The organism is Domibacillus indicus (assembly GCF_023715895.1).
GTDB lineage: Bacteria > Bacillota > Bacilli > Bacillales > Domibacillaceae > Domibacillus > Domibacillus indicus_A.
In genome coordinates this window covers 1-23,680 of sequence record NZ_JAMBOO010000015.1, presented here as the reverse complement: position 1 = coordinate 23,680, position 23,680 = coordinate 1, and the positions used below count along the sequence as shown (strand labels likewise).

At 40.5% G+C, this 23,680-nt stretch carries 18 protein-coding genes, 2 rRNA genes and 1 pseudogene; 3 read left to right on the top strand and 18 right to left on the bottom strand.

The window, feature by feature from the left end; genetic code table 11:
* Positions 1-84: 84 nt before the first annotated feature.
* From M3221_RS17410 to M3221_RS17395, 4 genes and pseudogenes are all read right to left on the bottom strand, one after another.
* Positions 85-1,068, bottom strand: coding sequence for a glycoside hydrolase family 43 protein (locus M3221_RS17410; RefSeq protein WP_251272996.1), 984 nt, complete (start codon positions 1,066-1,068; stop codon positions 85-87).
* Between the two features lie 315 nt (positions 1,069-1,383).
* Positions 1,384-2,988, bottom strand: a complete 1,605-nt coding sequence (locus M3221_RS17405; RefSeq protein WP_251272995.1) for a glycoside hydrolase family 43 protein — start codon at positions 2,986-2,988, stop codon at positions 1,384-1,386.
* Between the two features lie 83 nt (positions 2,989-3,071).
* On the bottom strand, positions 3,072-4,463 hold the full coding sequence (locus M3221_RS17400) for an MFS transporter (protein WP_251272994.1): 1,392 nt from the start codon (positions 4,461-4,463) through the stop codon (positions 3,072-3,074).
* A gap of 254 nt (positions 4,464-4,717) precedes the next feature.
* Positions 4,718-4,846 (bottom strand): annotated as a pseudogene (locus M3221_RS17395) (hypothetical protein); the annotation flags it as partial.
* A 713-nt stretch (positions 4,847-5,559) separates the two neighbouring features.
* Here M3221_RS17395 and M3221_RS17390 point away from each other — a divergent pair.
* On the top strand, positions 5,560-6,408 hold the full coding sequence (locus M3221_RS17390; protein WP_251272993.1) for an NAD-dependent epimerase/dehydratase family protein: 849 nt from the start codon (positions 5,560-5,562) through the stop codon (positions 6,406-6,408).
* A gap of 49 nt (positions 6,409-6,457) precedes the next feature.
* Complete coding sequence (locus tag M3221_RS17385; RefSeq protein WP_251272992.1) at positions 6,458-7,297, top strand: aldo/keto reductase; 840 nt, start codon at positions 6,458-6,460, stop codon at positions 7,295-7,297.
* Positions 7,298-7,477: 180 nt separating this feature from the next.
* On the opposite strand, the gene M3221_RS17380 is transcribed toward M3221_RS17385, so the two are convergent.
* From M3221_RS17380 to xylA, 3 genes are all read right to left on the bottom strand, one after another.
* Positions 7,478-8,401 carry an aldose 1-epimerase gene (locus tag M3221_RS17380; RefSeq protein ID WP_251272991.1) on the bottom strand — a complete coding sequence of 308 codons (924 nt, stop codon included), beginning with the start codon at positions 8,399-8,401 and terminating at the stop codon, positions 7,478-7,480.
* Positions 8,402-8,413: 12 nt separating this feature from the next.
* Positions 8,414-9,910, bottom strand: coding sequence for a xylulokinase (gene xylB / locus M3221_RS17375; protein WP_251272990.1), 1,497 nt, complete (start codon positions 9,908-9,910; stop codon positions 8,414-8,416).
* A gap of 120 nt (positions 9,911-10,030) precedes the next feature.
* The gene (gene xylA / locus M3221_RS17370) at positions 10,031-11,347 is read right to left on the bottom strand and encodes a xylose isomerase (RefSeq protein ID WP_396120309.1); all 1,317 of its coding nucleotides are present in this window, start codon (positions 11,345-11,347) and stop codon (positions 10,031-10,033) included.
* 138 nt (positions 11,348-11,485) lie between these two features.
* On the opposite strand from xylA, the gene M3221_RS17365 reads away from it, so the two are divergent.
* Positions 11,486-12,631: an ROK family transcriptional regulator gene (locus M3221_RS17365; protein WP_251273057.1), complete on the top strand. Its 1,146-nt coding sequence runs from the start codon at positions 11,486-11,488 to the stop codon at positions 12,629-12,631.
* Between the two features lie 481 nt (positions 12,632-13,112).
* Here M3221_RS17365 and M3221_RS17360 read toward each other — a convergent pair whose 3' ends face one another.
* The 11 genes from M3221_RS17360 to M3221_RS17310 form a co-directional block, all read right to left on the bottom strand.
* Positions 13,113-13,862 carry a ThuA domain-containing protein gene (locus M3221_RS17360; protein ID WP_251272988.1) on the bottom strand — a complete coding sequence of 250 codons (750 nt, stop codon included), beginning with the start codon at positions 13,860-13,862 and terminating at the stop codon, positions 13,113-13,115.
* A 26-nt stretch (positions 13,863-13,888) separates the two neighbouring features.
* Positions 13,889-15,049: a Gfo/Idh/MocA family protein gene (locus M3221_RS17355; RefSeq protein ID WP_251272987.1), complete on the bottom strand. Its 1,161-nt coding sequence runs from the start codon at positions 15,047-15,049 to the stop codon at positions 13,889-13,891.
* Between the two features lie 24 nt (positions 15,050-15,073).
* Positions 15,074-16,117 (bottom strand): NAD(P)-dependent alcohol dehydrogenase, encoded by a 1,044-nt coding sequence (locus M3221_RS17350; RefSeq protein ID WP_251272986.1) that lies wholly within the window; start codon positions 16,115-16,117, stop codon positions 15,074-15,076.
* A 12-nt stretch (positions 16,118-16,129) separates the two neighbouring features.
* Positions 16,130-17,248, bottom strand: a complete 1,119-nt coding sequence (locus M3221_RS17345) for a Gfo/Idh/MocA family protein (protein WP_251272985.1) — start codon at positions 17,246-17,248, stop codon at positions 16,130-16,132.
* A gap of 261 nt (positions 17,249-17,509) precedes the next feature.
* Positions 17,510-18,679 carry a sugar ABC transporter permease gene (locus M3221_RS17340; protein WP_251272984.1) on the bottom strand — a complete coding sequence of 390 codons (1,170 nt, stop codon included), beginning with the start codon at positions 18,677-18,679 and terminating at the stop codon, positions 17,510-17,512.
* The gene (locus tag M3221_RS17335) at positions 18,657-20,195 is read right to left on the bottom strand and encodes a xylose ABC transporter ATP-binding protein (RefSeq protein WP_251272983.1); all 1,539 of its coding nucleotides are present in this window, start codon (positions 20,193-20,195) and stop codon (positions 18,657-18,659) included. Before M3221_RS17335 ends, M3221_RS17340 begins: the two co-directional genes overlap by 23 nt.
* 67 nt (positions 20,196-20,262) lie before the next feature.
* The gene (xylF, locus tag M3221_RS17330) at positions 20,263-21,345 is read right to left on the bottom strand and encodes a D-xylose ABC transporter substrate-binding protein (protein WP_251272982.1); all 1,083 of its coding nucleotides are present in this window, start codon (positions 21,343-21,345) and stop codon (positions 20,263-20,265) included.
* A gap of 172 nt (positions 21,346-21,517) precedes the next feature.
* The gene (locus M3221_RS17325) at positions 21,518-21,889 is read right to left on the bottom strand and encodes a hypothetical protein (RefSeq protein ID WP_251272981.1); all 372 of its coding nucleotides are present in this window, start codon (positions 21,887-21,889) and stop codon (positions 21,518-21,520) included.
* Positions 21,890-22,283: 394 nt separating this feature from the next.
* On the bottom strand, positions 22,284-23,057 hold the full coding sequence (locus M3221_RS17320; protein WP_242237159.1) for a TerC family protein: 774 nt from the start codon (positions 23,055-23,057) through the stop codon (positions 22,284-22,286).
* A 312-nt stretch (positions 23,058-23,369) separates the two neighbouring features.
* Positions 23,370-23,485, bottom strand: a 5S ribosomal RNA gene (gene rrf, locus M3221_RS17315).
* A 76-nt stretch (positions 23,486-23,561) separates the two neighbouring features.
* Positions 23,562-23,680: ribosomal RNA gene (locus M3221_RS17310) — 23S ribosomal RNA — on the bottom strand; the annotation flags it as partial.

Below are 23,680 nucleotides of genomic sequence, written 5' to 3'. Positions count from 1 at the left end.
AAACGAATAATATAGAAAAAACTCCCCAGTATCTGCTTTGGTATTAAGCTCAAAGTCAAAATACCGTTCCAGCCGTCAATTTTATTATTTATCTGCATAAGGGTCAATCGTTTGAATGCTTCCGTCATCATTATATTTTAATTCAGTGAATTTCACCGAGCGCTTATGGTTCACACCATCTGATAATGAGCAATCATGATAGAACAGATACCACTTATCCTTAAATTGAACAATTGAATGATGCGTGGTCCAGCCAATGACAGGAGTAAGAATCGTTCCTTTGAACACAAATGGTCCTTGTGGATTTTCACTTACAGCATAAACAATTTTATGAGTTGTACCCGTTGAATAAGATAGATAGTAAAGACCATTGTATTTATGAACCCATGGTCCTTCAAAATATCTGCGATCTTCGTCACTTGCAAGAATAGGATTGCCGTTTTCATCTACAATGGAGATTTCCTGCGGCTCGTTTTTAAAAGTCAGCATATCGTTGCTTAATTCAGCTACTCTTGGTCCTAAAGCTGGTTCTGTTGGAGCGGGACCTTCAGCATCTGGATTAAATGTCCCTGTCTGCCATTTTTCTAATTGTCCTCCCCAAAGGCCGCCAAAATAAACATAGGCTCTGTCATCATCATCAACTAAAACAGCGGGGTCAATACTGAAGCTGCCGGGTATATAATTTTCCTCTGGCGTAAATGGTCCTGCAGGATTAGGGCTTGTTGCGACACCAATCCTGAAAATCCCATCTTTATCTCTTGCAGGGAAAAATAAATAATACTTATCATTTTTGTAAGCTGTGTCGGGTGCCCAGAGCTGCTTACTTGCCCAAGGAATATCTTTTAAGTGAAGCGCTTCCCCATGGTCTACACATGGTGCATCCACATCCTCCATGGATAAAACATGATAATCTTCCATCTTATATTGATCACCATTGTCATTAGAAGGTTCATCGTGATCAAGGTCATGAGAAGGATAAATATAAAGCTTTCCTTCAAAGACATGCGCGGAAGGATCTGCGGTAAAAATATGCGTAACTAAAGGTTCATTCGGTTTTGAATTTTTCATAATAGTCTCTCTCCATTAAAATAGTTTGAATACTTACAAATTTATTATAGCTGATGCTAGCTATCTTTGTATATCGAAACAACTAACTTTTCAAATATATTTTATAGAATATGATTAAATATACTTTTTACTCCAGACTGTCCCAATAATAACTAGGCACTACAACACAAAAAAGCAAGAGAACGGCCACTTTCTCGAACCGTTCTCCTTCATACTCCCTTTATTCTACCTTTATTAAAACTGTATTACTATGTGCCTTTTGAGAACGATTTTTGGCAATTTCCCCATGCCATCATTTTTTGTATTACTTGTATTTTACTTTAGTTCTTTATAGGTAAAATGGTCAAAATCAGCAGGATGATTCGTTCCGCTAGTGTCTTGACAATGCATGCCAACAAACGCCCCAGTAAATCCGTTTAACTGGACATATTCATCCGATAACTTATAAGATTCAAAAGTTATCGGAATATCAGTCCAAGTTTCGTTATCAAAAGAATAAGCAAATTGATAGGTATGTTCCCTGACCTTCACTTTTAAATGAACATATTCGACCGATTCCGGAATTTGGATTTCTGAACCATGTAACGGCTGTGAAAAAGTAAAGTTATCACATCTTACAATATCAATAATCCTGCCCCTTTTTTCATTCCAGGTAATTTGAACAGATGTCCAATTCTCGGTATTGTAATAGCATACCAAGCCTGCAGCCTGTTGGAATGTATTTGGCTGGAAGGCAACTGCTGTGCTGGCATCAAAATGTAATGACTGCCAACGACGCGCAACCAATGCCTGGATAAAGCAAGATGTTAGTGACTCTTTCCCATAAAGGCGCAAATTTCCCGGCCTGTCAGTCAAAGACATAATATCCCCAGTTAAGGGAATACGTAATGTCTGATAATGATGGTTCAAGGTTGTGCTATCAAAATGTTCAACCTCATCGTAATCCCGCTCCCATTTCACTTCTTCCATTTTAGGCGCATCTACTTCAACAGACCCCTGTTTCCCGTCAACAACATATGGCCAACCGTCTCTCCATTCAAGTTTTTGAATGGCAGTCTCTCTTCCCAGCGGACAAAAACCGCGATAATCAAGTACTGGTTTGTCTTCGTGAGGCAGTGGTCTGCCGGTTAAGTGTGCCAAATACCATTCATCGGTATGTGTGTGAACGATAGAGGCATGTCCGCATTTTTGCAATGGATTTCGAGGGTCGTGCCAGGAAGTGAGCAAAGGATTATCAGGATGCAATTCATAAGGTCCCTCAATATTTTTCGATCTTGCCAGAGTTGCAGCATGAGCATATCTTGTTCCACCTTCTGCTGTCAGCAGATAATAATAACCGTTGATATGATATAAATGCGGTCCCTCTGTCAGCCTAATATCTGTTCCTTCAAAAATCACTTTTGGCTTTCCAATTAAACGTCTTTCCTCATGGGAGTATTCTTGTAAAACGATTCCTCCAAAAGAGTGTTTATAAGCTCTTTGGTCCCAAAGCATATTAACGATATATTTTCTTCCGTCCACATCATGGAACAAGGAAGGATCGAAGCCAGAGCTATTCAAATAGATTGGATCGCTCCACTCACCATCAATGGTGTCACAGGTGGTCAAGTAATTGTGTGTATCCTTCCATGCTCCCGTGTGCATTTTGACATCCGAATAAATAAGCCAGAACTTACCTTCGGCGTAAGTTAAGCATGGTGCCCAAACACCCCCGGAGTTGGGATTCCCTTTCATATCGATCAGGGAAACTCGATTTAATGGACGTGATATAAGACGCCAGTTTACCAGATCCTTTGAATAATGGATTTGAACACCTGGAAACCATTCAAATGTAGATACAGCAATATAATAATCTTCTCCTACTCTACATATACTTGGGTCAGGATTGAAACCTCTAAGTACTGGATTAATGATTTTCATCTGAATTTCTCCTTAAATGGTCATTTACTAAGCACACAACATAGAGCTTTATCCATATTATCATTGATGATGATATCTATTTTTTAACTCTTAAATTCATGAATATTATCCAAATATACTTTATCTCTATTTTCTAATTCGCGTACCATTTTTGCATATTTTTTTTCATCTAAATTATAGAAGTTAATATCAATCATAGCCAAAATAAGGAAAATAACAGGGACAACTGTTGTCGTAATTAAAATTCCTGTTAATGCCTCAGGAGTCTGTACCTGATTCGCAACATATCCAAACTTATCCAATACTAACCCTGGCACAATCCCGCCGAGTGCCATACCAAATTTAAAAAAGAATCCAATAATAGCATAAATCAATCCACCCATTCGTTTTCCTGTCTTATACTCCCCGTATTCGATTGTTTCGGGAATAAGTGCCCACATAAATCCTCCAGCTGTAAGGCTTCCTGCAGCTGCAATTAAACGAAAAAGGAGCACAAGAAATACATTGCTTGGTGGTATAATTAGGAGAGCTAAAAGACCAACAATATTTAGTAATAAGGCATAATTCAGTAATTTTTTCTTTCCTAGCCGTTTATTAATTTTCGGTAGAAACGGCAGAATAACCAAAGCAGGCAAACTTCCCAATAAACCATACCACTTTACTAAATCCTCTCTGCCTAAGTTATACGTAACATAATAGATCCCAACAGAATTACTTATTGAATTGACGCCGAAGATAATAATAAAGAAAATGCTTAGTACAACTAATGGACGATTAACTCTAAATTGCTCAAATAAATCTGAGAATTTAATTTTCTCTTCAGACTTTTGAAGCACTACACGTTCTTTTGTGCTTTTAAAACAGAATATTAATAAACATGCACCAATTATACCTAAAATACTCATGGTTAATTGCCAGCCAAGAACTGCGTTTCCAGTCGTATCCCGTAAGTAAGTAGATAATAATGGAACAAAAAAAGCAACGATTAATCCACCAAGATTGGCAAAGAACATACGAACAGATGTAATACTAACAACTTCTTGATTATTCCTGGTCATGGCAGAAGTTAATGCACCATACGGAACATTTATAGTTGTGTATGTGAGCGACAAACCAACATAAGTAATATAGGCATATATTAATTTTCCCATATCTGAAAAGTCTGGAGTTGTAAAACAAAGTATTGCTAGAATAGCAAATGGGAATGCTCCAAATAAAAGATACGGTCTAAAACGCCCAAATCTACTGTTTGTTCTATCCACTAACGTTCCAATAAAAGGGTCAGCAAGAGCATCAACTATTCTAACAACCAAGAACATCGTACCGGCAGCTGCTGCCGATAAACCAAATACATCGGTATAAAAAAATAAAAGATATGTAGAAACGGTTGCATAAATTAAATTACACGCAAAATCTCCGGAAGCGTATCCAACCTTTTCAATCATGCTAACCTTCTTTAAATTTTCACTAGACATGATTTTTCCTCCTTTATAGATCACAAAAACTAAATGCCTCTAAATGTGCTTGTGAGCGAAAAATGCTCTGTTCATCTGAAAGCACTTTCAAATAAAATTATAAGAAATAATATGGATAAAAGATGATTCTTAATAACTTGATTATCTTTGATTTAATTTCACAAAATCTCTTATACTCTTTTCTGGTTTGAATGGTTAATTTTCTTTACTAAAAAAATTTCCACTCATCGAAAAGCAATACTGTTCTTTCATCATTTTCCGCCTATAACTTCTTCAGGGTTATAGTGTTTAAAGGGTAACGGATTATTAGAATCTATTCCTTCATAAATAAATTTGTTTACGCTTCCAAAACATTGACTTATACCAGCGTAAGATTGGGCCATGTTGTTTTCCTCCTTCTTCTAGATGCGATAAACTTTAAAATGAACAGCTCATATTTAGAATGAGCTATTCACTAACAGCATAAGTTAAATTAGTTTATCGATTCAACAAACTAATTTGGTTCCATCTTACAAAAAAAAAATACTTTTTTCAACAAAATTTTTAATTTATAAAAAATTTTTTAAGTATTTTCTTTTTCCTGAATTACAAAAAACTAGAAAAAACACTCCAACTTGATGGGAAGACTGTATAAAGAGTCAGATAAAAAATCGGAAAAGTTTTTTACCTGCAGGCTCTATTTTACTTGAAGTGTTCTCTCTAAAACCTTGAAAACCCGATTTAAATTGCTCTAGTATACCTACTTAATTAAAGATAAACAGAAAAAGCAGTTTGGGTAGATAAATCATTCTTTAAGCTTTGCATTTTTTCACGATCCAATAAATCATGTGACAGGCAATATTACAGAGCTCTTGCATTATGTAAATAATAGCTAATCACCATGGCTGGCCACTTTCAAAAAATTCATGAGATGAATTACTTGAAATCTAAGAATCATCTATTTATACTTAGTTTTGTCATACAACAAACTAAGTTGAGAACTACTTTCAATTTTAGTTACTTATTTTAGATTTCAGCCGATATTTTGGAAGTTGCACCCTGGTTGTGAAATGATGGAAAATCGACAGGCTATTTAGTTAAGAATGGAGGTATAAAAATGAAAAATGTTATCGTAACAGGTGGAAGCGGCCTTCTTGGTCCAGCAGTAATAAAAGAATTTTTAGAACATGATTATCATGTTGTCAATGCAGATATTAAACATCCAAAAGAAGCTCTTTGTAAAACGGTAATAACAGATTTAACAAACCTTGGTGAAGTATACGGAGTATTAGCAGGTGCTGATGCAGTTGTACATCTTGCTGCAATTCCAGTTGCTTACTCACACCCAAATGAAGTAACCTTTCAAAATAATGTCATGTCCACCTATAATATTTTAGAAGCTGCTGGGAACCTAGGAATTAAAAAGGCTGTTATCTCTTCTAGTGAGTCTTCTTATGGTATTTGCTTTTCAAAGCAAGGCTTAACACCACAGTATGTACCTATAGACGAAGACCACCCACAAATGCCGGAAGAAAGTTATGGATTATCTAAGATTGTAAATGAGAAAACAGCTGATATGATCTACCAAAGAAAAGGTATGCAGGTAGTATCAATGAGATTAGGAAATGTTATTTCTCCTGAAATGTACAAAAATTTCCCGAATTTCATCCATGATCCTGAGCAAAGAAAAACAATTCTGTGGAGTTATATTGACACAAGAGACGCAGCAACAGCTTTTAGATTAGCAGTTGAGACAGACGGACTTGGTTCAGTCGCCCTTAATATTGCGGCTGATGATACGAGTATGAATATTGAGAGTAAACAACTAATGGAAACTTGTTTTCCCACTGTAAAAGATTTTCGCAAAGATTTATCAGGTTTTGAAACATTGTTAAACAATGAAAAAGCTAAAAAGCTTTTAAATTGGAAGCCCATTCACGAATGGAGAAATTACGTAGAGCTTTAACTCTTGCTTTTTAGTATTTTACTACTAACTGATAAAGGGGCAAAAAACTATGCTGAAGAATTTACAAAGCACGACAACATTATATAATGGTGTAGAAATGCCATGGATTGGCTTAGGGGTTTTTAAAGTACAAGACGGAGAGGAAGTTGTTAGTTCAGTAAAAGCTGCTCTTGAAGTTGGCTATAGAAGCATTGATACCGCAGCAATTTATGGAAATGAAGATGGCGTAGGCAGAGCAATTGCTGAATCAAATGTACCTCGAGAAGAGCTATTTATCACAACTAAAGTTTGGAACGCTCATCATGGATTTGACTCTACATTAGCAGCTTTCGATGAGAGTATGGAGAAATTGGGCTTAGATTATTTAGATCTTTATTTAATTCATTGGCCTCTGCCTTCCAAAGGGCAATATGTAGAGACATGGAAAGCGCTTGAAAAGCTTTATAAGGATGGGCGTGTTCGTGCAATCGGCGTTAGTAATTTTAAAATTCATCACCTTGAAAGCATTATGGCAAACTGTGAAATTAAACCGATGGTCAATCAAGTTGAATACCATCCGCGATTTAACCAAAAGGAATTACATGATTTTTGTAGAAAAAATGAAATTCAGCTTGAAGCGTGGTCTCCATTAATGCAAGGCGGCCTTCTTAACGAATCCGCTTTAGTCGAAATTGCAAACAAATATAATAAATCAACTGCTCAAATCATTATCCGCTGGGATTTACAAACTGGAGTAGTGACCATACCGAAGTCAACAAAACCACATCGTATTGCTGAAAATGTGGATATATTTGATTTTGAACTTTCACAAGAAGATATGGACAAAATAAATGCTCTTAACCAGGATAAACGTATGTTTGCAGATCCTGATGAGTTTAATAAAATATAAGTTTAGCCTCTTTCATTTAGTGAATATTTATGAGTTTTTGAACAAAAAATGAGCGCCGCATTCCCCTTTAAAATCTTTGATTTAGTGAGGGTTAGGCGCTATTTTTTTGTTCCAGCTGGCTATTGATATAAAAACTCCTCAATCCCCTTCTTCCCCTCACCAAAAAAATCTGCAGTGATATCACTGCAGATGGGTTACTTCTATTTCAGCTGTTACGACATCTTCTTTACCCGGCTCCAGCACACGGAGGCCAGTTACTTCAGCCGGCACATCCATATTAAACGCGTTAGTGATGCACGTATACGGTTCTGGACAAAGGAAACCCTCACGGCCATTTCCATTGTAAACAACCCAATGTTTAAACGCAGAATCCGTTCGATACGTGATGGTGCAGCCTGTTTCCTTGTTATGGAGCACAGCTTCATTTCCTTGTTCCACAGCGGCAAACGCGTCGTCAAGCGGGACGCCCTGCAAGTTTTTCTTTTCTATCGGCTCACCCGGAACCTGTTCACCTGTCGGAATGGCTTCATCAGTTAACGCCCATTGGCTTTTTTTCGTTAAAGAAAATACCGAATTTTTTTCGTCAAATAACAGAGCAGTATGGTAGCCAATTCCCCAGGGAAATGCCTCGTTGCCATTGTTTTTCACGACTGCTTTCTGACGCAGGACACTCCCGTCAAGCTCATAGTTTAAATGAATCGACGCATTTTTATAAATCGCCGGCTTTTCGAGTTGAATCGCGGTTTCAATTGTAATTATGCCATTTCTTTCGTTTTGAGCTGTTACGACCCAGGGTTTGTCATACACAAAACCGTGAATATGATGTTTTCCGATTTCATTGATCGGAAACTCATGGGTAACGCCGTTAAATTGGAATGTCCCACCTTTGATCCGATTTGGCGGAAACAACACCGGAATGCCATGCAAAATCGGGCTTTCCTTTAAGGTTGCAAAAGAATCCGGCTTGACCAGCAATTCCCGGCCTGTTTTTACATCAACGAGCGAAATGACGTTGCTTCCGAACGACGGAATCAGTATCATTTCAAGCTGTCCATTTGATGCTTGTATCGCTTCTTGCCCGTCAAACAGCACCTGTTTAATCATTATAAAACTCCTTTATACACGGAATGACTGCAGTTGTTCGTTAATCGGCTTTGTTTGGTCATATACTGTTTGATAAATAGAAAACAATGATTTATACTGCTTTGCCCGTTCTGCATCCGGTAAAAATGTCTGGCCTTCTTTAATAAAGACCTCCGCACACTGTTCAAGTGATTCAAACATCCCACTGCCGGCCGCTGCGATCATCGCTGCTCCCATCGCCGGTCCCTGCTCATTTTGCAGCTTTACTACTTTCGCCTCGAAAATATCCGCCTGCATTTGCAGCCACACATCGTTTTTTGCCCCGCCGCCAATTGAAATGACCGTGTCGACATTTTTCCCTTCTTTCCGGAATAGGTCGATTGATTCCTGTAATGAGAAGGTAATCCCTTCCATTACGGCCCTTGCAAAATGCGCTCTTGTATGGGAACTATCAATGCCAATGAAACTCGCGCGAATCACAGAATCGGGATGAGGGGTGCGTTCACCGACCAAGTATGGGGTGTATAGAAGCCCGGCCGCCCCCGGTGGAATGCTGCCTACCTCCTTCAGCATCTCATCAAACGATTCATCCTTCGCAAAGGTTTCTTTAAACCATTGCAGGCTATGTCCAGCAGAAAGCGTGACACCCATCGTATAAAATGCATTCTTTTTGCCATGGTTAAAAAAGTGAACTTTCCCTTCAAAATCCCGGGACGAATCGTCTTCATGAGCTAAAATGACACCGGACGTTCCAATGCTGCACATTGTTTTTCCCGAACTTAAAATACCCGCGCCAATTGCTCCGCAAGCATTATCCGCTCCACCCGCAAAAATAGGAGTTTCCGCGCGCAGCCCGGTTATTTCGGCAATGGATGAAAGCAGTGTGCCTGTCTGTCCAGTAGACTCAACAAGTGGCGGGCAAAGAGAAAGGGGAATATCAAACGTTTTGCAAATAGCAGCACTCCATTCTTTTTTCGCTACATCGAGAAGCAGTGTACCCGCCGCATCCGAGTAATCCATATGCGCCTCGCCGGTCATTTTCAAGCGGACGTAATCTTTTGGCAGTAAAAAAAGGGCAGCTTTTTCAAACAGCTCCGGCTCGTTTTCCTGCACCCAGCGAATTTTCGGAAGCGTGAAGCCTTCCAATACGCGGTTCCTTGTAATAGAAAGCATTTCTGTTCCAAGCGTTGCCGTAATTTCTTCGCATTGTTTTGTCGTCCGCGTATCATTCCATAAAATCGCTTTTCTGAGGACGTTACGCTGCTCGTCCAGAAGGACAAGTCCATGCATTTGCCCGGAATAGCTGATACCCTTAATATTTTCTGCCGGAACATTGGCCTCTTTCATCATTTCTTGCAAAGCGTCAATCGTCCCTGTTACCCAGTCATCCGGATTTTGCTCACTCCAGCCAGCCCGCTCATGAAAAAGCGGGTAGCTTTTCGATGTTTCCGCGCAAATTTCGCCTGTTTCATTGACTAAGATGGTTTTGACGGCACTCGTTCCAAGGTCAACCCCAATCACATAGTTCATTTTTCCCACTCCTTTGAAAAATGGATCGGATTTTCTCCCGAACAACCAGATTTGCAATAATCTGGCCGTTCAAGTTAATTCTCCGATCCATTTTATATTTTCCGGCCGTTCAAGCCGTTTTTAGTTGCTGCCCAGCAAATACTGATTCAAGATCGCTTTTAAATTTTCCTGGCGGCCTGAACGATTTTGAATTTGGCTGTTCTCAAGCGCATATTTTTCAAGCGATTGGAAATTAGCGCGCCCTTCTACAATTTCAAGGCCAATGCCAGTTGTATAGCTGCTGTAACGGTCCGCGATCACGTTTTCAAACGCTTTGTCTTCAATTAATCGTTGCGCTGTTTTTAAACCGATGGCGAATGCATCCATGCCGGCAATGTGCGACAAGAACAAGTCGTCAGCTTCAAAGGAAGCACGGCGTACTTTCGCATCAAAATTTAAGCCGCCTTTGCCAAGCCCGCCATTTTGCAAAATCTCGTACATCGCAAGCGTAGTAGAATAAAGATCCGTTGGAAATTCATCTGTATCCCAGCCGATAAGCGGGTCACCCTGGTTCGCATCAACCGAACCAAGCATGCCATTAATGCGGGCTGTGCGAAGCTCATGCTCAAATGTATGTCCGGCAAGCGTTGCGTGGTTTGCTTCCAGATTTAATTTAAAATGGTTGTCGAGTCCATATTGGCGCAGGAATGACAATGTTGTCGCCGCATCCGTATCATACTGATGTGTTGTCGGCTCTTTTGGCTTCGGCTCAATTAAAAATTGGCCGTCGTAACCGATTTCTTTTGCATAGTCGACCGCCATATGGAAGAAGCGCGCCAAGTTATCAAGCTCCAGTTTCAAGTCCGTGTTTAACAATGTGTCGTACCCTTCACGGCCGCCCCAGAACACATAGTTTTCAGCACCAAGGAGTTTCGCTGTTTCCAATCCCTTTTTCACCTGCGCTGCTGCATAAGCGAAAACATCCGCATTACTGCTTGTTGCCGCCCCGTGAACAAAACGTGGATTGGTAAACATGTTGGCTGTATTCCAAAGAAGCTTCACATTGCTTGTTTTCATGTAATCCTGGATCATCGAAACAATAACATCCAGATTTTCATTGGTTTCTTTTAAGTTGCTGCCTTCAGGAGCAATATCCCGATCATGAAATGCAAAATAAGGTGCACCTAGTTTTTCATATAATTCAAATGACGCCTCAACACGCGCTTTGGCGAGATCCATAGCGGAATATTTATTCCATGGGCGCTGCATCGTGCCGGCACCAAATGGATCGCTGCCGTCTGCTGTAAAAGTGTGCCAGTAAGCAATAGAAAAACGAAGCTGTTCCTCCATTGTTTTGCCGCCTACAACTTCTTCCGGATTGTAATACTTAAAGGCAAACGGATTTTTGGAATCTGCCCCTTCAAATTGAATCTTGTTTACATTTTCAAAGTATGTCATTATTTTTTCCTCCTTCATGTTTGTTGCTTGGATAAACTAACTTAACTCATATATTACAGAATCCGCTTTCATTTTTCAAGCTTTTTGTTATAATTAATTTAAACTTTATTTAAATAAACAACAAAGTGAGTGATATGAATAATGATAGCAGATCAAAACTTAGTAAAAAAAATGAATAAACGGCGGCTTTTGCAGGAGGTCATTCATCACTCTCCTATCTCACGCGCTAATTTGTCCAAAACAACCGGGTTAAACAAATCCACGGTTTCCGCTCAAATTCAAGAGCTGGTTGATGAGAAATTTATTTTTGAAATCGGACAGGGTCAGTCAAGCGGCGGACGCCGGCCTGTGATGCTTATGTTTAACAAACAAGCGGGATATGCCATCGGCGTAGACATCGGTGTAGACGATATGACTGTTCTTTTAACGGATTTGGACGGATCGATTGTGAGCGAGCATTATTTTGACTTAAACCAGTCTTCTCCAGATGAAACAATTGAGCTTCTCTTAAAAACCATTCAGCAAGTGACCGATAAAATGCCTGGTTCTCCGTACGGGCTTATCGGCATTGGTATTTGTGTTCCAGGTCTAGTGAATCGCTCCGAACAAATTGTTTTAACACCAAACTCGCACTGGGACAACATTGAATTAAAAAAAATAGTTGAAGACGCCTTTCATGTACCCGTTACGATTGAAAATGAAGCAAATGCTGGCGCCTATGGAGAAAATATATATGGAGCTGCAAAAGCATACAATAATTTCATCTATGTGAGTGTCAGCACTGGGATTGGTCTCGGTCTCGTCCTAGACAATAAACTGTACAAGGGCATACATGGCTTTTCTGGCGAAATGGGCCACATGACGATTGATTTTAACGGCCCAAAATGCAATTGTGGAAATCGCGGCTGCTGGGAGCTGTACGCTTCTGAAAAAGCGTTCCGCCAGTCCCTGCCTGCTGTATGGAATGATGCAGAGATAGAGGCACGCTACAAGCAAAATGATGTCGAGCTGTTCACCGCACTTGAAAATTTCGGCCATTACCTAGGGATCGGCCTTGTCAACATTACCAATACATTTGATCCGGAAGCTATCATTTTACGAAATCCACTTATTGAGTCAAACCCTTTCGTGCTAAACGCTGTCAAAAACACACTTTCGTCCCGAATGAACATCCGGTTTGAGGCGGAATGTGCCTTCTTGCCTTCTTCCCTTGGCAAAAATGCGCCTGCGCTCGGTGCATGTTCAATGATGATTGGACGTTTTATTAATGGGTTGACTACCTAACGAAATCCGCAACTTATTTATTATGGATTTTGTTATTACTTTTTTTGGTAGAATAGCTAGCATGAGGGTAGAGATCCTTTTATAATAGACTGCCAAAATGCTCTTTGATGTCAGTGAAACAGACAATGCGCTTTTGCAGCTCGACGTATTCCTGACTGTTATGTATCTTCAGTTAATACCACAGGGTTTCGAAAACCCTGTGTTTTCTATTTTTTTAATGGTCTGATAGGAAAAGGATAAAAAGTGTTTGGTTTTATATTTTTCTATATAGATTAAATGAATACCTAAACATGATTTTGTCTACAATAATAAGGAAAAAGGATGGGAAAAGACCATCCTTTTTCATGAAAACTATTTTTAGAATATGTTTTACAGGCAGGCAGAACATAGAACGTGTACGTTCATCTTAATAAACAACCATTCTTAGAACTCCATATATCATCCCCCAATTAATAGAGTGAATGATACCAGTCTTTAACTATTATTCACTATCACCCATACCTGTATATACTTTATTTTTACCATTCCCATATGTTCCATATGTCGGTGCATCCGAACGGCCGTAAAGTTCTTTTCCTTCAGAAGCCCATAAAAAGCCCCGGCGCATAATGGATGAAACTTCTGGCATCGCTACGATATCTGCTTTATGGCCAAGTGCATTGTAAAACACGCGGCCAAGTCCCCAGCGTTTTGTCCAAACAACCGGCATATCAACTGCTCCATTTGCTTTATAGGGCCCGTCGACAACTGGGAATCTCGTTGTGGCTAATACTTCCACAGCCGGGTCTACATGAAGATAATATTGTTCGGAAACGACTTTGAAATCGTCAAATCCTTCTAACAATGAACTTGATGAATGCTTAATATTTACCATATATTCTACGCCGTCATTTCCCGGATGCGCTACCCAGTTGCCGCCGGTCATAAACTGCCAATCAACATTGTTGCGGAAAGAATCACACATCCCCCCATGACAGCCAGCAATTCCTACACCGCTCATAACTGCTGCCGAAATATTCAACACATACTTTTTGCTGATTTCACCCATTGTCCAGTGTGGCACAATTAAATCCAGTGACTTCAGCTTTTCCAGATCGGCATAGGATTCAAGTGTATCTGATACGTCCACCTCGAAATTTTCGTCTTCTAATATGCCTTTAAAAATCTCGGCAACCTGGTCCGGCTCGTGCCCGTCCCAGCCTCCCCATACGATTAGCGCTTTTTTCTTCATATTATTAGCTCCTTCTGTCTTTGTCTTTACAAATCGCTCGGCTTGATCCAGCGGCGTTCTTCAATAGACAAATCTACCGCTTCCAGTACTTGCTGGCACTTTACACCGTCTGTAAAATCAGGAATTGGCTGGCGATCTTCTTTAAAGGACTGCATTAGCTCCACCACTTCATGAATAAATGTATGTTCATAGCCGATTGTATGTCCAGGCGGCCACCATGCATCTGCATAAGCATGGGCAGGATCGGTGGCCAGTACACGGCGGAATCCTTGCACATCATCAGCGTCGTCCGTGAAGTATACCTGCAGTTCATTCATCCGTTCAAAGTCAAATTTCACGCTTCCTTTGCTGCCGTTAATTTCAAATGAATTTGTACACCGGTGGCCAGATGCATAGCGTGTTGCTTCAAAGCTTCCGAGCGCACCATTTTCAAATCGGGCCATAAACAGCGTGGCGTCATCAACCGTTACTTTTTCTTTTGGTGAATCTTTGCTTGCCTGGGCGCTTAAGCCTGTCATATTGTCTGGAACAGGCCGCTCTTTCACGAATGTCTCACTCATACCGATGACTTCTGAGATGCCGCCGACAAGGAAATGAGCCAAGTCAATTAAATGCGCGCCTAAATCTCCATGTGAACCTGATCCAGCAATTTCTTTCTGCAGGCGCCACGTCAGTGGGAAATCTGGGTCAACAAGCCAGTCCTGCAAAAACCAGGCGCGGAAATGATGAATGTCGCCGAGCCGGCCTTCTTCAACCAGCTTCTTCGCCAAAAGAACAGCTGGCGCGAATCGGTAGTTGAAACCGATCATGTGCTTAACACCTGCTTTTTCGGTCGCTTCTAAAATTTCCCGGGAATCCTGCAAGGTCAATGCCAGCGGTTTTTCACAAAAAATGTGCTTTCCGGCTGCTGCAGCTGCCAGCGCAATTTCTTTATGGGCATCACTTGGTGCATTAATGTCAATCAAGTCAATATCAGGGTTATCCATTAATTCTCGCCAATCCGTACTGCTCTGTTCCCATCCAAACTGCTTAGCGGCTTTTTGAACATTCTCTGCATTTCTTCCACAAATCACTTTCATTACTGGTCGTGGCTGATCTGGGAAAAACATCGGCAAATCACGATATGCGTGACTATGTGCTTTTCCCATAAACTTATAACCGACCATGCCAATGCGAACTTCTTTCATTGACGAATACCCTCCCTCTTTTTATTAGCGTCCATTCGGATAAATCATAATTTTCAGTGTATTTTTCTTATCTTGAATAGCTTTTTTAAACGCTGCCTCTATTTCATTAAGCGAATCATAATAATCTGTTATAATTTTCTCGATATCAATCTTGCTTTCTGATAACAGCTGAATCGCTTTTGGGTATGTATGGTGATAACGAAATACCCCTCTTATATCAATTTCTTTGCTAATGATTTGGGCAATGTTAAGCGGCGCTTCATCCTCGGAAGACATCCCAACGATCACTGCTTTGCCGCCACGGCGCACTCCTGAAATCATACTCTTTAATGCTGCCGGGCTTCCGGCTGTTTCAATCGCCACATCCACGCCGAGTCCATTTGTATACTCCGAGATCTTTTCCTCAAACGATTCGGTTTTTACATTAATCACCTCATCTGCACCTAGCTCTTTTGCTTTATCCAGCCGTGCCTGTTCCAAATCAACGCCAATAATTAGTCCTGCGCCGCTCATTTTTGCTGCTGCAGCCGTCAGCAAGCCAATAGGGCCCATTCCTAAAATAAGCACCGAATCACCGGCCTTTACTTCTCCCCGGCTGCAAGCATGAAGGCCGACAGAAAATGGCTCAATTAATGCACCCGTTTCGTCACTCATTTCATCTGGAATTGGAAATACAAGGTCGCTGCGCATCACAATGTACTGGCAGAAGGCACCGTCATATGGGGGCGTTGCTAAAAACTCCACTTTCTTGCAAAGATTGTAGCGCCCGCTTTGGCAATGAATGCATGTATCGCATGTTTTACTGGGTTCAATGGCAACCCGCTGGCCTTTTTGAAGACCCTGGACATCCTTTCCAAGCTCTGCAATTTCCCCCGACACTTCATGGCCTAAAATAATCGGCTTTTCCACGATAAAGTCGCCGATTTTCCCATGTTCGTAATAATGAATATCCGATCCGCATAAGCCAACTGCTTTTACTTTAATCAGGACTTCATTGTCAGCAGGAACTGGAATGCTCTGTTCCTGCAAATCAATTTCTTTTGTTTTCTGCAATACGGCTGACTGCATAGCGATTCCTCCTTATTTTCCTGACATGAGATCATGAAAATTATCCTGGTCAATGCCTGTTGGAAGCGGAGCTGGCTGGTCACATGTACTGCTCAATTCATAATGCTTTCCTTGTTCGGCAGCGTCATGAAACCCATGCATAATATCAAGTACGTGGTAAGCAAGATCGCCGCTTGCTCTTGGTGAGCGGCCTTCTAAAATGGCATACGCCATTTCCGAAAGGCCAATGCCCCGGCTGTTTTCTGAAAAACCATGTGTCAGCGGAATGTCTGACCACTGTTCCTGCCCTTTTCGGCGTACCCGCACAGGGCCGCCAAATGTATTCGGGTCTGGCACGACAAGACTGCCCTCGTCTCCGTACACTTCAATGTACGGCAAATTATGATGCCACGTATCAAAGCTTGTAATAATCGAAGCGACGGCTCCTTGATGGAACTCCATAATACCGTTAATTTGTGTAGGCGTATTGACTTGGATTTTTTCTCCATACTTTGGCTCGCTTAAAATGGTCCGTTCCGGGAATGTCACGCTTGCAGCGCCTGTCACCCGCTTCACAGGACCCATCATTGAAATAAGCGCTGTAATATAGTAAGGTCCCATATCAAACATCGGGCCGCCGCCTTTTTGATAGTAAAAGCCTGGATCTGGATGCCAATGCTCGTGGCCATGATTCATCATAAAAGCGGTTGCAGATACAGGTCGCCCGATCCAGCCATCTTCAATTAACTTGCGCGCGGTTTGAATGCCTCCGCCTAAAAATGTATCCGGCGCATTTCCGACGTAGCAGCCGCTTTCTTTTGCAGCTTCCTGAATGGCTTGTCCTTCTTCACGTGTTACAGCAAGCGGTTTTTCACTGTATACATGCTTGCCGGCTTTTAATGCCTGAACAGCAATATCGGCATGAGCAGCCGGAATTGTCAAGTTTAGAACAAGATCGATATCCGGGTCCTGGATCAATTCTTCTGGTGAATAGGCTTTTTCAATATTATGCTTTTCAGCAGTTGCTTTCGCCCGGCTTAAATCTAAATCTGCACATGCTGTGATATCATAAAAATTAAACTTTTTGGCATTTTCAAGGTAAATGCCGCTGATGAATCCACATCCAATTAATCCTACACGCACTTTTTTCATTTCTTTTCCTTCTTTCTAAAATGAAATCAATATTATCCTTTTACGGAACCTGCAGCCACACCTTTTACAATTTTTTCTTGCGCGAAGAAATAAACAAGTAGCAGCGGCAAGCTGGTCATTGTCAGTGAAGCCATAATCTTTGGTACATTATATGACCAATCACTTGGGCTTTTTTATTTTTTCATTCTAGGCTTGATTATTGGTATGAATGAAATATTGCTACTAATAGCAGCTTATATTTTTTAAAATTTACAATGATTATTATTTTTTGCTTGAAATGTCAAGCCACACAGCAAAAATTAAAATAGAGCCTTTAACGATGTATTGCCAAAACGTCTCAATATTCATCATGCTCATTCCGTTATCAATACTAGCCATGATAAGTGCACCAATAATCGCACCCATAATTTTCCCTTTTCCACCCATTAAACTTGTTCCACCGATTACACAGGCGGCAATTACATCTAATTCAAGCATGTTACCGGCACTCACCGTTGCCGCATTTAATCTGCTTGTTAAAAGCACTCCTGCTACTCCTGCTAGTGCGCCCATTAAGATAAAGACGTACAATACATTTCGTTTAATGTTAATCCCTGAGAGCGCTGCAGCTTCAGCGTTACCGCCGATCGCATAAACATATCGTCCGAAAGACGTTTTCAGAGATACAAAAAGGAACAATCCAGCAAATGAAACAGCAATCAACATTGAAATAGGGATTCCCAAATAACGATTTAGCATATAAGTAATTAATAGAGTAAAAAAGGAATAAACTGTGACTCTACCATAATCAACAATAGTAGACGGAACGGCTAAGCCCATGCTTTGGCGTTTCGCTCTCATACGTGCGGTTGACACAAAAAGAAGGACAACACTGACAGCGGCAATAATATAACCTATACTGTATGGTAAGTAACTGTTTCCAATGAGTTTAAAGCTGTCATTCAACGGAGCAATTGTCTGTCCTTCACTAATTCCAATTAAAATCCCACGAAAAATCAACATGCCACCCAGTGTCACAATAAAAGCGGGCACAGCACGATAGGCAACCCACCAGCCTTGCCATAAACCTACGAGAGCACCAGCTGCAATGGCAACAATGACAACAACAACTGTATTCATTCCAAACCAAACTTGGAGAATCGCTGTGATTCCACCCGTTAAACCCACTAAAGATCCAATAGATAAATCAATATGTCCGGCGACAATAATAAGAGTCATTCCAATTGCAAGGACAGCGACCACAGCCATCTGTGTGAACAAATTTGATAGATTACGGGAGGATAAAAATTCACCATTTGTAAAAAACCCAAAAATGAGTGCAATTAAAACGAGGGCAATGATCAATGTATAGGCTTGAAAATCAAGTTTAAAACTCAGTTTTTTATTTTCTTTTGGAATTACATTCGTATTAGTAGGCAATGGATTGTTCACGAATCTTCCCTCCTGTGGCACATGCCATTATTTTTTCCTGTGTGGCTTCTTTCCTTGTAAATTCACCACTAATACTTCCTTCTGTCATGACTAATATTCGGTCTGACATTCCAAGAACTTCTGGCAATTCAGAGGATATAATGACAATTCCAACCCCTTGCTCTGCAAGTTCATTAATAATTTTATAGATTTCATATTTTGCACCTACGTCAATGCCCCTTGTTGGTTCATCTAAAATAAGGACTTTGGGGTTATTTAATATCCATTTGCTGAGGACAACCTTTTGCTGATTACCTCCACTCAACTGACCAACCTTGGTTTCAAGGTTAGGGGCTTTTAATTTCATTTTTCTTGTAATCTCATCTGCACGCTTTACTTCCAGCGCATCGTCAATAATGTTGAACTTCATGACTTTGTTTAACGCAACAAGCGTCGAGTTTTTTGCAATGTCCATCCCCAGGATAAGACCGTATCTTTTTCGATCTTCTGAAACATAGGCTAAGCCTTCCTGAATGGCATCGGCCGGCTTTTGAATATTTGTTTCTTTTCCGTCAATAATCACTTTGCCTTGCTTTTTCTCTTTAAGCCCTCCAAACAGGCTGGTGAATAGTTCACTTCTTCCAGCACCCATCAAGCCAGAAAACCCGAGAATTTCCCCTTTTTTCAATGTAAAGGACACATTTTTTATGATTGATTTTCCACTATGTGCTTCAAAAGAAGAATAGTTCTCTACTTGTAAGATTGGTTTCCCTATCGGCCGAGCCTTATAAGGGAAAAGCTCCGTCAGTTCCCTTCCAACCATTTTTGTTACTATTTTATCCTCTGAAAGCTCTTTAATTGGATCCGTGCTGATTGTTTGCCCGTCACGCAAGATCGTTACGGTATCAGCTAGTGTCATAACTTCTCCAAGTTTGTGAGAGATATAAATACACGTAACACCTTTTGACCTCAAATCTTTTAAGAGTCCTATTAAGATCTCAACATCACTCTCTGTTAATGCAGCAGTGGGTTCATCTAAAATTAAAATATCTGTTTTATTAGTGAGAGCCTTCGCAATCTCGATTAACTGTTGTTTTCCTACTGTTAAATCACCAACCTTTGTTTGTGGATCAATATTTAATCCAATGTTGCTAAGCCACTTCTGTGCTTCCGCATTTATCTTGTTCCAATTAATCACTTTTTGTCTCATAAGGTCATGACTAAGAAAGAGGTTTTCCGCGACTGTCATTTCCTCCACAAGTGCAAGTTCTTGATAAATAATGGATACGCCGGCTTGTCTAGATTCTTTTATGGATTTAAAGAACGCGGCCTCTCCGTTAATTAAGATCTGGCCACTGTATGTACCCACTGGATATACACCACTTAAAATTTTCATTAACGTTGATTTCCCAGCCCCGTTTTCACCACACAATGCATGGATTTCCCCTTTACGTACAGAAAAAGTCACGTTATCTAATGCTTTTACACCAGGAAAGGTTTTTGTAATACCCTTCATTTGAAGTGCGAAAGTATCCATGTTGATGGCCTCCTTATCTTATTAAGAATAGGGGGCTTCCCCCCCTAATCCTGTTCAGCTCTTATTTTTATGGACGCGGTGGACGCTCATTCTCAGGGACATTTTTGTAAATCTCATCATAGGAATGGAAACCATCTTTTATAATAGTATCAACAATATTTTCTTTACCTACCATAATTGGATCTAGTTTGATGAATGGCACATCTATTTTCCCATTATTAACAGAGCCCCCAGCTTGAACACTCTCACCCTTCGCAAGTTTAACCGCGACTTCTGCACTCATTTCTGCAATAGTTTTAATTGGCTTATAAACTGTCATTGATTGTGTACCTTCTGCAATACGTTGGACACCTGTAATGTCAGCATCTTGCCCAGAAACCGCTACCTTTCCATCTAAGTTTTGGCCTGACAATGCTTGAATGGCGCCACCAGCCGTATTGTCATTAGAAGCAACAACAGCATCAATTTGGTTTTTATTAGCTGTAAGCGCATTCTCCATTATTTTGAGTGCTTCGTTTGCTTCCCAGTTCTTTGCCCATTGATCCCCTACAATTTCAATGTCACCTTTATCTACCAGAGGCTGGATAACGTTCATTTGTCCTTCCCTAAACATCTTTGCATTGTTATCCGTCGGTGATCCACCCATTAAAAAGTATTTACCTTTGGGAACTTTATTTACCAAGTATTCTGCCTGCATTTCTCCAACGCGTATATTATCGAAGGAAACATATGCATCTATTTCTGAATTATTGATTAAACGATCGTATGCCAATACTGGAATACCTTCCGCTTTTGCTTGATCGACAACCGGTGTTAAAGAATCAGAGTTTATAGGAATAATAACAAGTACATCAATTCCCTGTGAAAGCATATTTTGAATTTGTGACAATTGTTTTGCTTCATCACCATCTGCAGATTGAACTAAGACTTTAGAACCAATTTCTTCAGCCTTCTTAACAAATATATCTCTGTCATGTTGCCATCTTTCTAAAGATAAGTCAGATACAGAAAGACCAATTCTAATCTCCTTATCAGCTTGCTCTGAATCGCTACCGCTTACATTTTTTCCTGCATCTTGCCCGCAGGCTGCCAGGATAAATACTAGTAACGATACCATTAAAACGTTTAGAAACCCCTTACATTTATTCATCTGCTTGCCCCCCTTTTTTTATTAGTTAAGAATTTGAATACTCTTAATCTTGGAATTGAGTATAGCAGGGGTTACTTTGTTTGTCTAGTAGCTAAACAAAGTTTGTTATAATAATTAATAGTAAGTTATATAAGCTTATCGTAGAGGGGCTTATTTTGGATATGCTACACTATCACTTACCACTATTTATCTGTTTTGAGACGAAAAGCGTTTCTTCTCTTTTTTTGACCAAATTGGCGCAGCACCTCTTTACCCCAGCCGATTTTTTCAGGTTTGCCGCGGAGATCATCGTGACTTTCCAAGGATTTATACCTTCAACCGCCAGCTGGTCTTCCATGTTTCTCAGGCCATACTCATGAAACTCCCAAGAGACCGCCACTTTGTAAGTCCACACTTTGTCTGCTGTTTCAACCGCACCGTTTTGGTCCACAAACCTTTTCAGCTCTGATTTCAGCATCTTTAGTGACGACTCCATGCGCTCAATTTCCGCAGCAAGCTCTACCGCATCTTGTGCAGACTTGATTTTTGGAACATCCATTAACATAACAGGATTTTCTCTGTTTTTTTCTCTTTAATTCGCAGATATTCTTTCATTGCCCGGATTTGTTCCGGGTCTCGAATCGGATCAACCGTATTTTATCCTTGCTTTGCTGCCAAAAAGACCCTCCTATTTTATTCGTTATGTCGCGTTCAACGTGAATATATTATTCAATATGTAACGTTGAAACTTCTTCTTCTAACTAAAACAAGCGCCATTCCTTGTCTTTCAAAGGATAGCGCTTGTTTTATTGGGTTATCCCGAACGCAACATAATATCTCTCATGTACTAGAAAGTCAAGTTTTATAATAGATGAATAGTAATGAATAGTAAGCTGCTCATCTTTCATAAAAGTCCCGTCTGTTCTTATACTCACTGTCACCTTTTCTTTTTTTACCTTTTATAGATCCTCTTTTTCTAATGACTTATTGGCGGGTGCAAACCAGCCAAGCAGAGCAATACCAACTAATACTCCGTAGAAGACCAGCGTCCAAGCGGTACTGTGTGGAAAATCATGGTCTAAGACACCAATATCCTCATGGGCAAGAGTAATGACAGCAAGCTTGACACCGACCCAGGCAACAATTGCATAGGCGGTTGTTTCCAATGCTGGACGTTGATCGAGAAGCCGCACAAACCAGGTTGCTGCATACTTAATCAAAATCAGGCCAGCAATCCCTCCAAGAAGAACAACAATAAACTTACCTCCATCCATCCCGCCGAATTCACCGAGCGGCGAATCTGGAAGGCCGAGGGCTAGAGCAACTGCAGCAAGAATCGAGTCAATGGCAAAAGCAAGATCGGCTAAACCAATCTTCCCAACAGTAGGCCAAAAACCTTTCCCTGCGGCTTCCTCTTTAACTTCCTCACGAATATTCTCATTTTTCTTCCCGAACCGGGCCTGAATGACATGCTTTAAGCCCAAGTAAAGAAGATAAGCTGCTCCTATCGCTTGTACCTGCCAGACGTTTGCGATAAAAGAAATGGCAAAAAGTGCAGCAAATCGGAAAAAGAAAGCCATGATAATTCCGTAACTTATAGCCTTTTTTTTCTGATCTTCAGGTAAATGCTTGGCTATAACCGCTAATACAAGGGCATTATCAGCCGATAACAATCCTTCTAATCCAATTAGGATTAACAATGCCCAAGCATACTCTAGCCAGATTGACTCCATTCATCTCTCCCCTTTCTAAAATACCACTTATTATGTAAAAAAGTTTCGATAACAATAGTATTACCCTTAGATTCCACAGTTAATCCTACAGCAGTGTTGCATGCTCCGACACTTTGGTCAACTGCATTGCCCAGTTATATTTTAAAGAAAATACCTTCTGCCTAAACAGTATAACAGGCCGTACACACCGGTCTCTGAAATCACAAATATAAATCATGAATATATTTAATTTTCCAATCTTAAAACAAGAAGCAGCAAACCAATTCCTATACAAAATACAAAAAAGGACAGCTTTTGCTGTCCTCACTGTTTGCCTGGCGGCGTCCTGCTCTCACAGGGGGAAACCCCCAACTACCATAGGCGCTGAAGAGCTTAACGGCCGTGTTCGGGATGGGAACGGGTGTGACCTCTTCGCTATTGCCACCAGACTATATATGGAACAAAATTGTTCCTTCAAAACTGGATAATCTCTGTAAAGTAACGGCATACCGTGCCATGTTAATCTTGATTAAGTCCTCGATCGATTAGTATTCGTCAGCTCCATGCGTCGCCGCACTTCCACCTCGAACCTATCTACCTCGTCATCTTCAAGGGATCTTACTTACTTGCGTAATGGGAAATCT

What these genes read in the sequence shown, in the direction of transcription:
- M3221_RS17350 (WP_251272986.1), bottom strand. Translation starts at nt 16,117, where the DNA reads ATGCAGTCAGCCGTATTGCAGAAAACAAAAGAAATTGATTTGCAGGAA.
- M3221_RS17325 (WP_251272981.1), bottom strand. Translation starts at nt 21,889, where the DNA reads ATGTTAATGGATGTTCCAAAAATCAAGTCTGCACAAGATGCGGTAGAG.
- xylA (WP_396120309.1), bottom strand. Translation starts at nt 11,347, where the DNA reads ATGACATACTTTGAAAATGTAAACAAGATTCAATTTGAAGGGGCAGAT.
- M3221_RS17400 (WP_251272994.1), bottom strand. Translation starts at nt 4,463, where the DNA reads ATGTCTAGTGAAAATTTAAAGAAGGTTAGCATGATTGAAAAGGTTGGA.
- M3221_RS17360 (WP_251272988.1), bottom strand. Translation starts at nt 13,862, where the DNA reads ATGAAGAAAAAAGCGCTAATCGTATGGGGAGGCTGGGACGGGCACGAG.
- M3221_RS17410 (WP_251272996.1), bottom strand. Translation starts at nt 1,068, where the DNA reads ATGAAAAATTCAAAACCGAATGAACCTTTAGTTACGCATATTTTTACC.
- M3221_RS17405 (WP_251272995.1), bottom strand. Translation starts at nt 2,988, where the DNA reads ATGAAAATCATTAATCCAGTACTTAGAGGTTTCAATCCTGACCCAAGT.
- xylB (WP_251272990.1), bottom strand. Translation starts at nt 9,910, where the DNA reads ATGAACTATGTGATTGGGGTTGACCTTGGAACGAGTGCCGTCAAAACC.
- M3221_RS17320 (WP_242237159.1), bottom strand. Translation starts at nt 23,057, where the DNA reads ATGGAGTCAATCTGGCTAGAGTATGCTTGGGCATTGTTAATCCTAATT.
- M3221_RS17390 (WP_251272993.1), top strand. Translation starts at nt 5,560, where the DNA reads ATGAAAAATGTTATCGTAACAGGTGGAAGCGGCCTTCTTGGTCCAGCA.
- M3221_RS17385 (WP_251272992.1), top strand. Translation starts at nt 6,458, where the DNA reads ATGCTGAAGAATTTACAAAGCACGACAACATTATATAATGGTGTAGAA.
- M3221_RS17335 (WP_251272983.1), bottom strand. Translation starts at nt 20,195, where the DNA reads ATGGATACTTTCGCACTTCAAATGAAGGGTATTACAAAAACCTTTCCT.
- xylF (WP_251272982.1), bottom strand. Translation starts at nt 21,345, where the DNA reads ATGAATAAATGTAAGGGGTTTCTAAACGTTTTAATGGTATCGTTACTA.
- M3221_RS17380 (WP_251272991.1), bottom strand. Translation starts at nt 8,401, where the DNA reads ATGATTAAACAGGTGCTGTTTGACGGGCAAGAAGCGATACAAGCATCA.
- M3221_RS17345 (WP_251272985.1), bottom strand. Translation starts at nt 17,248, where the DNA reads ATGAAAAAAGTGCGTGTAGGATTAATTGGATGTGGATTCATCAGCGGC.
- M3221_RS17355 (WP_251272987.1), bottom strand. Translation starts at nt 15,049, where the DNA reads ATGAAAGAAGTTCGCATTGGCATGGTCGGTTATAAGTTTATGGGAAAA.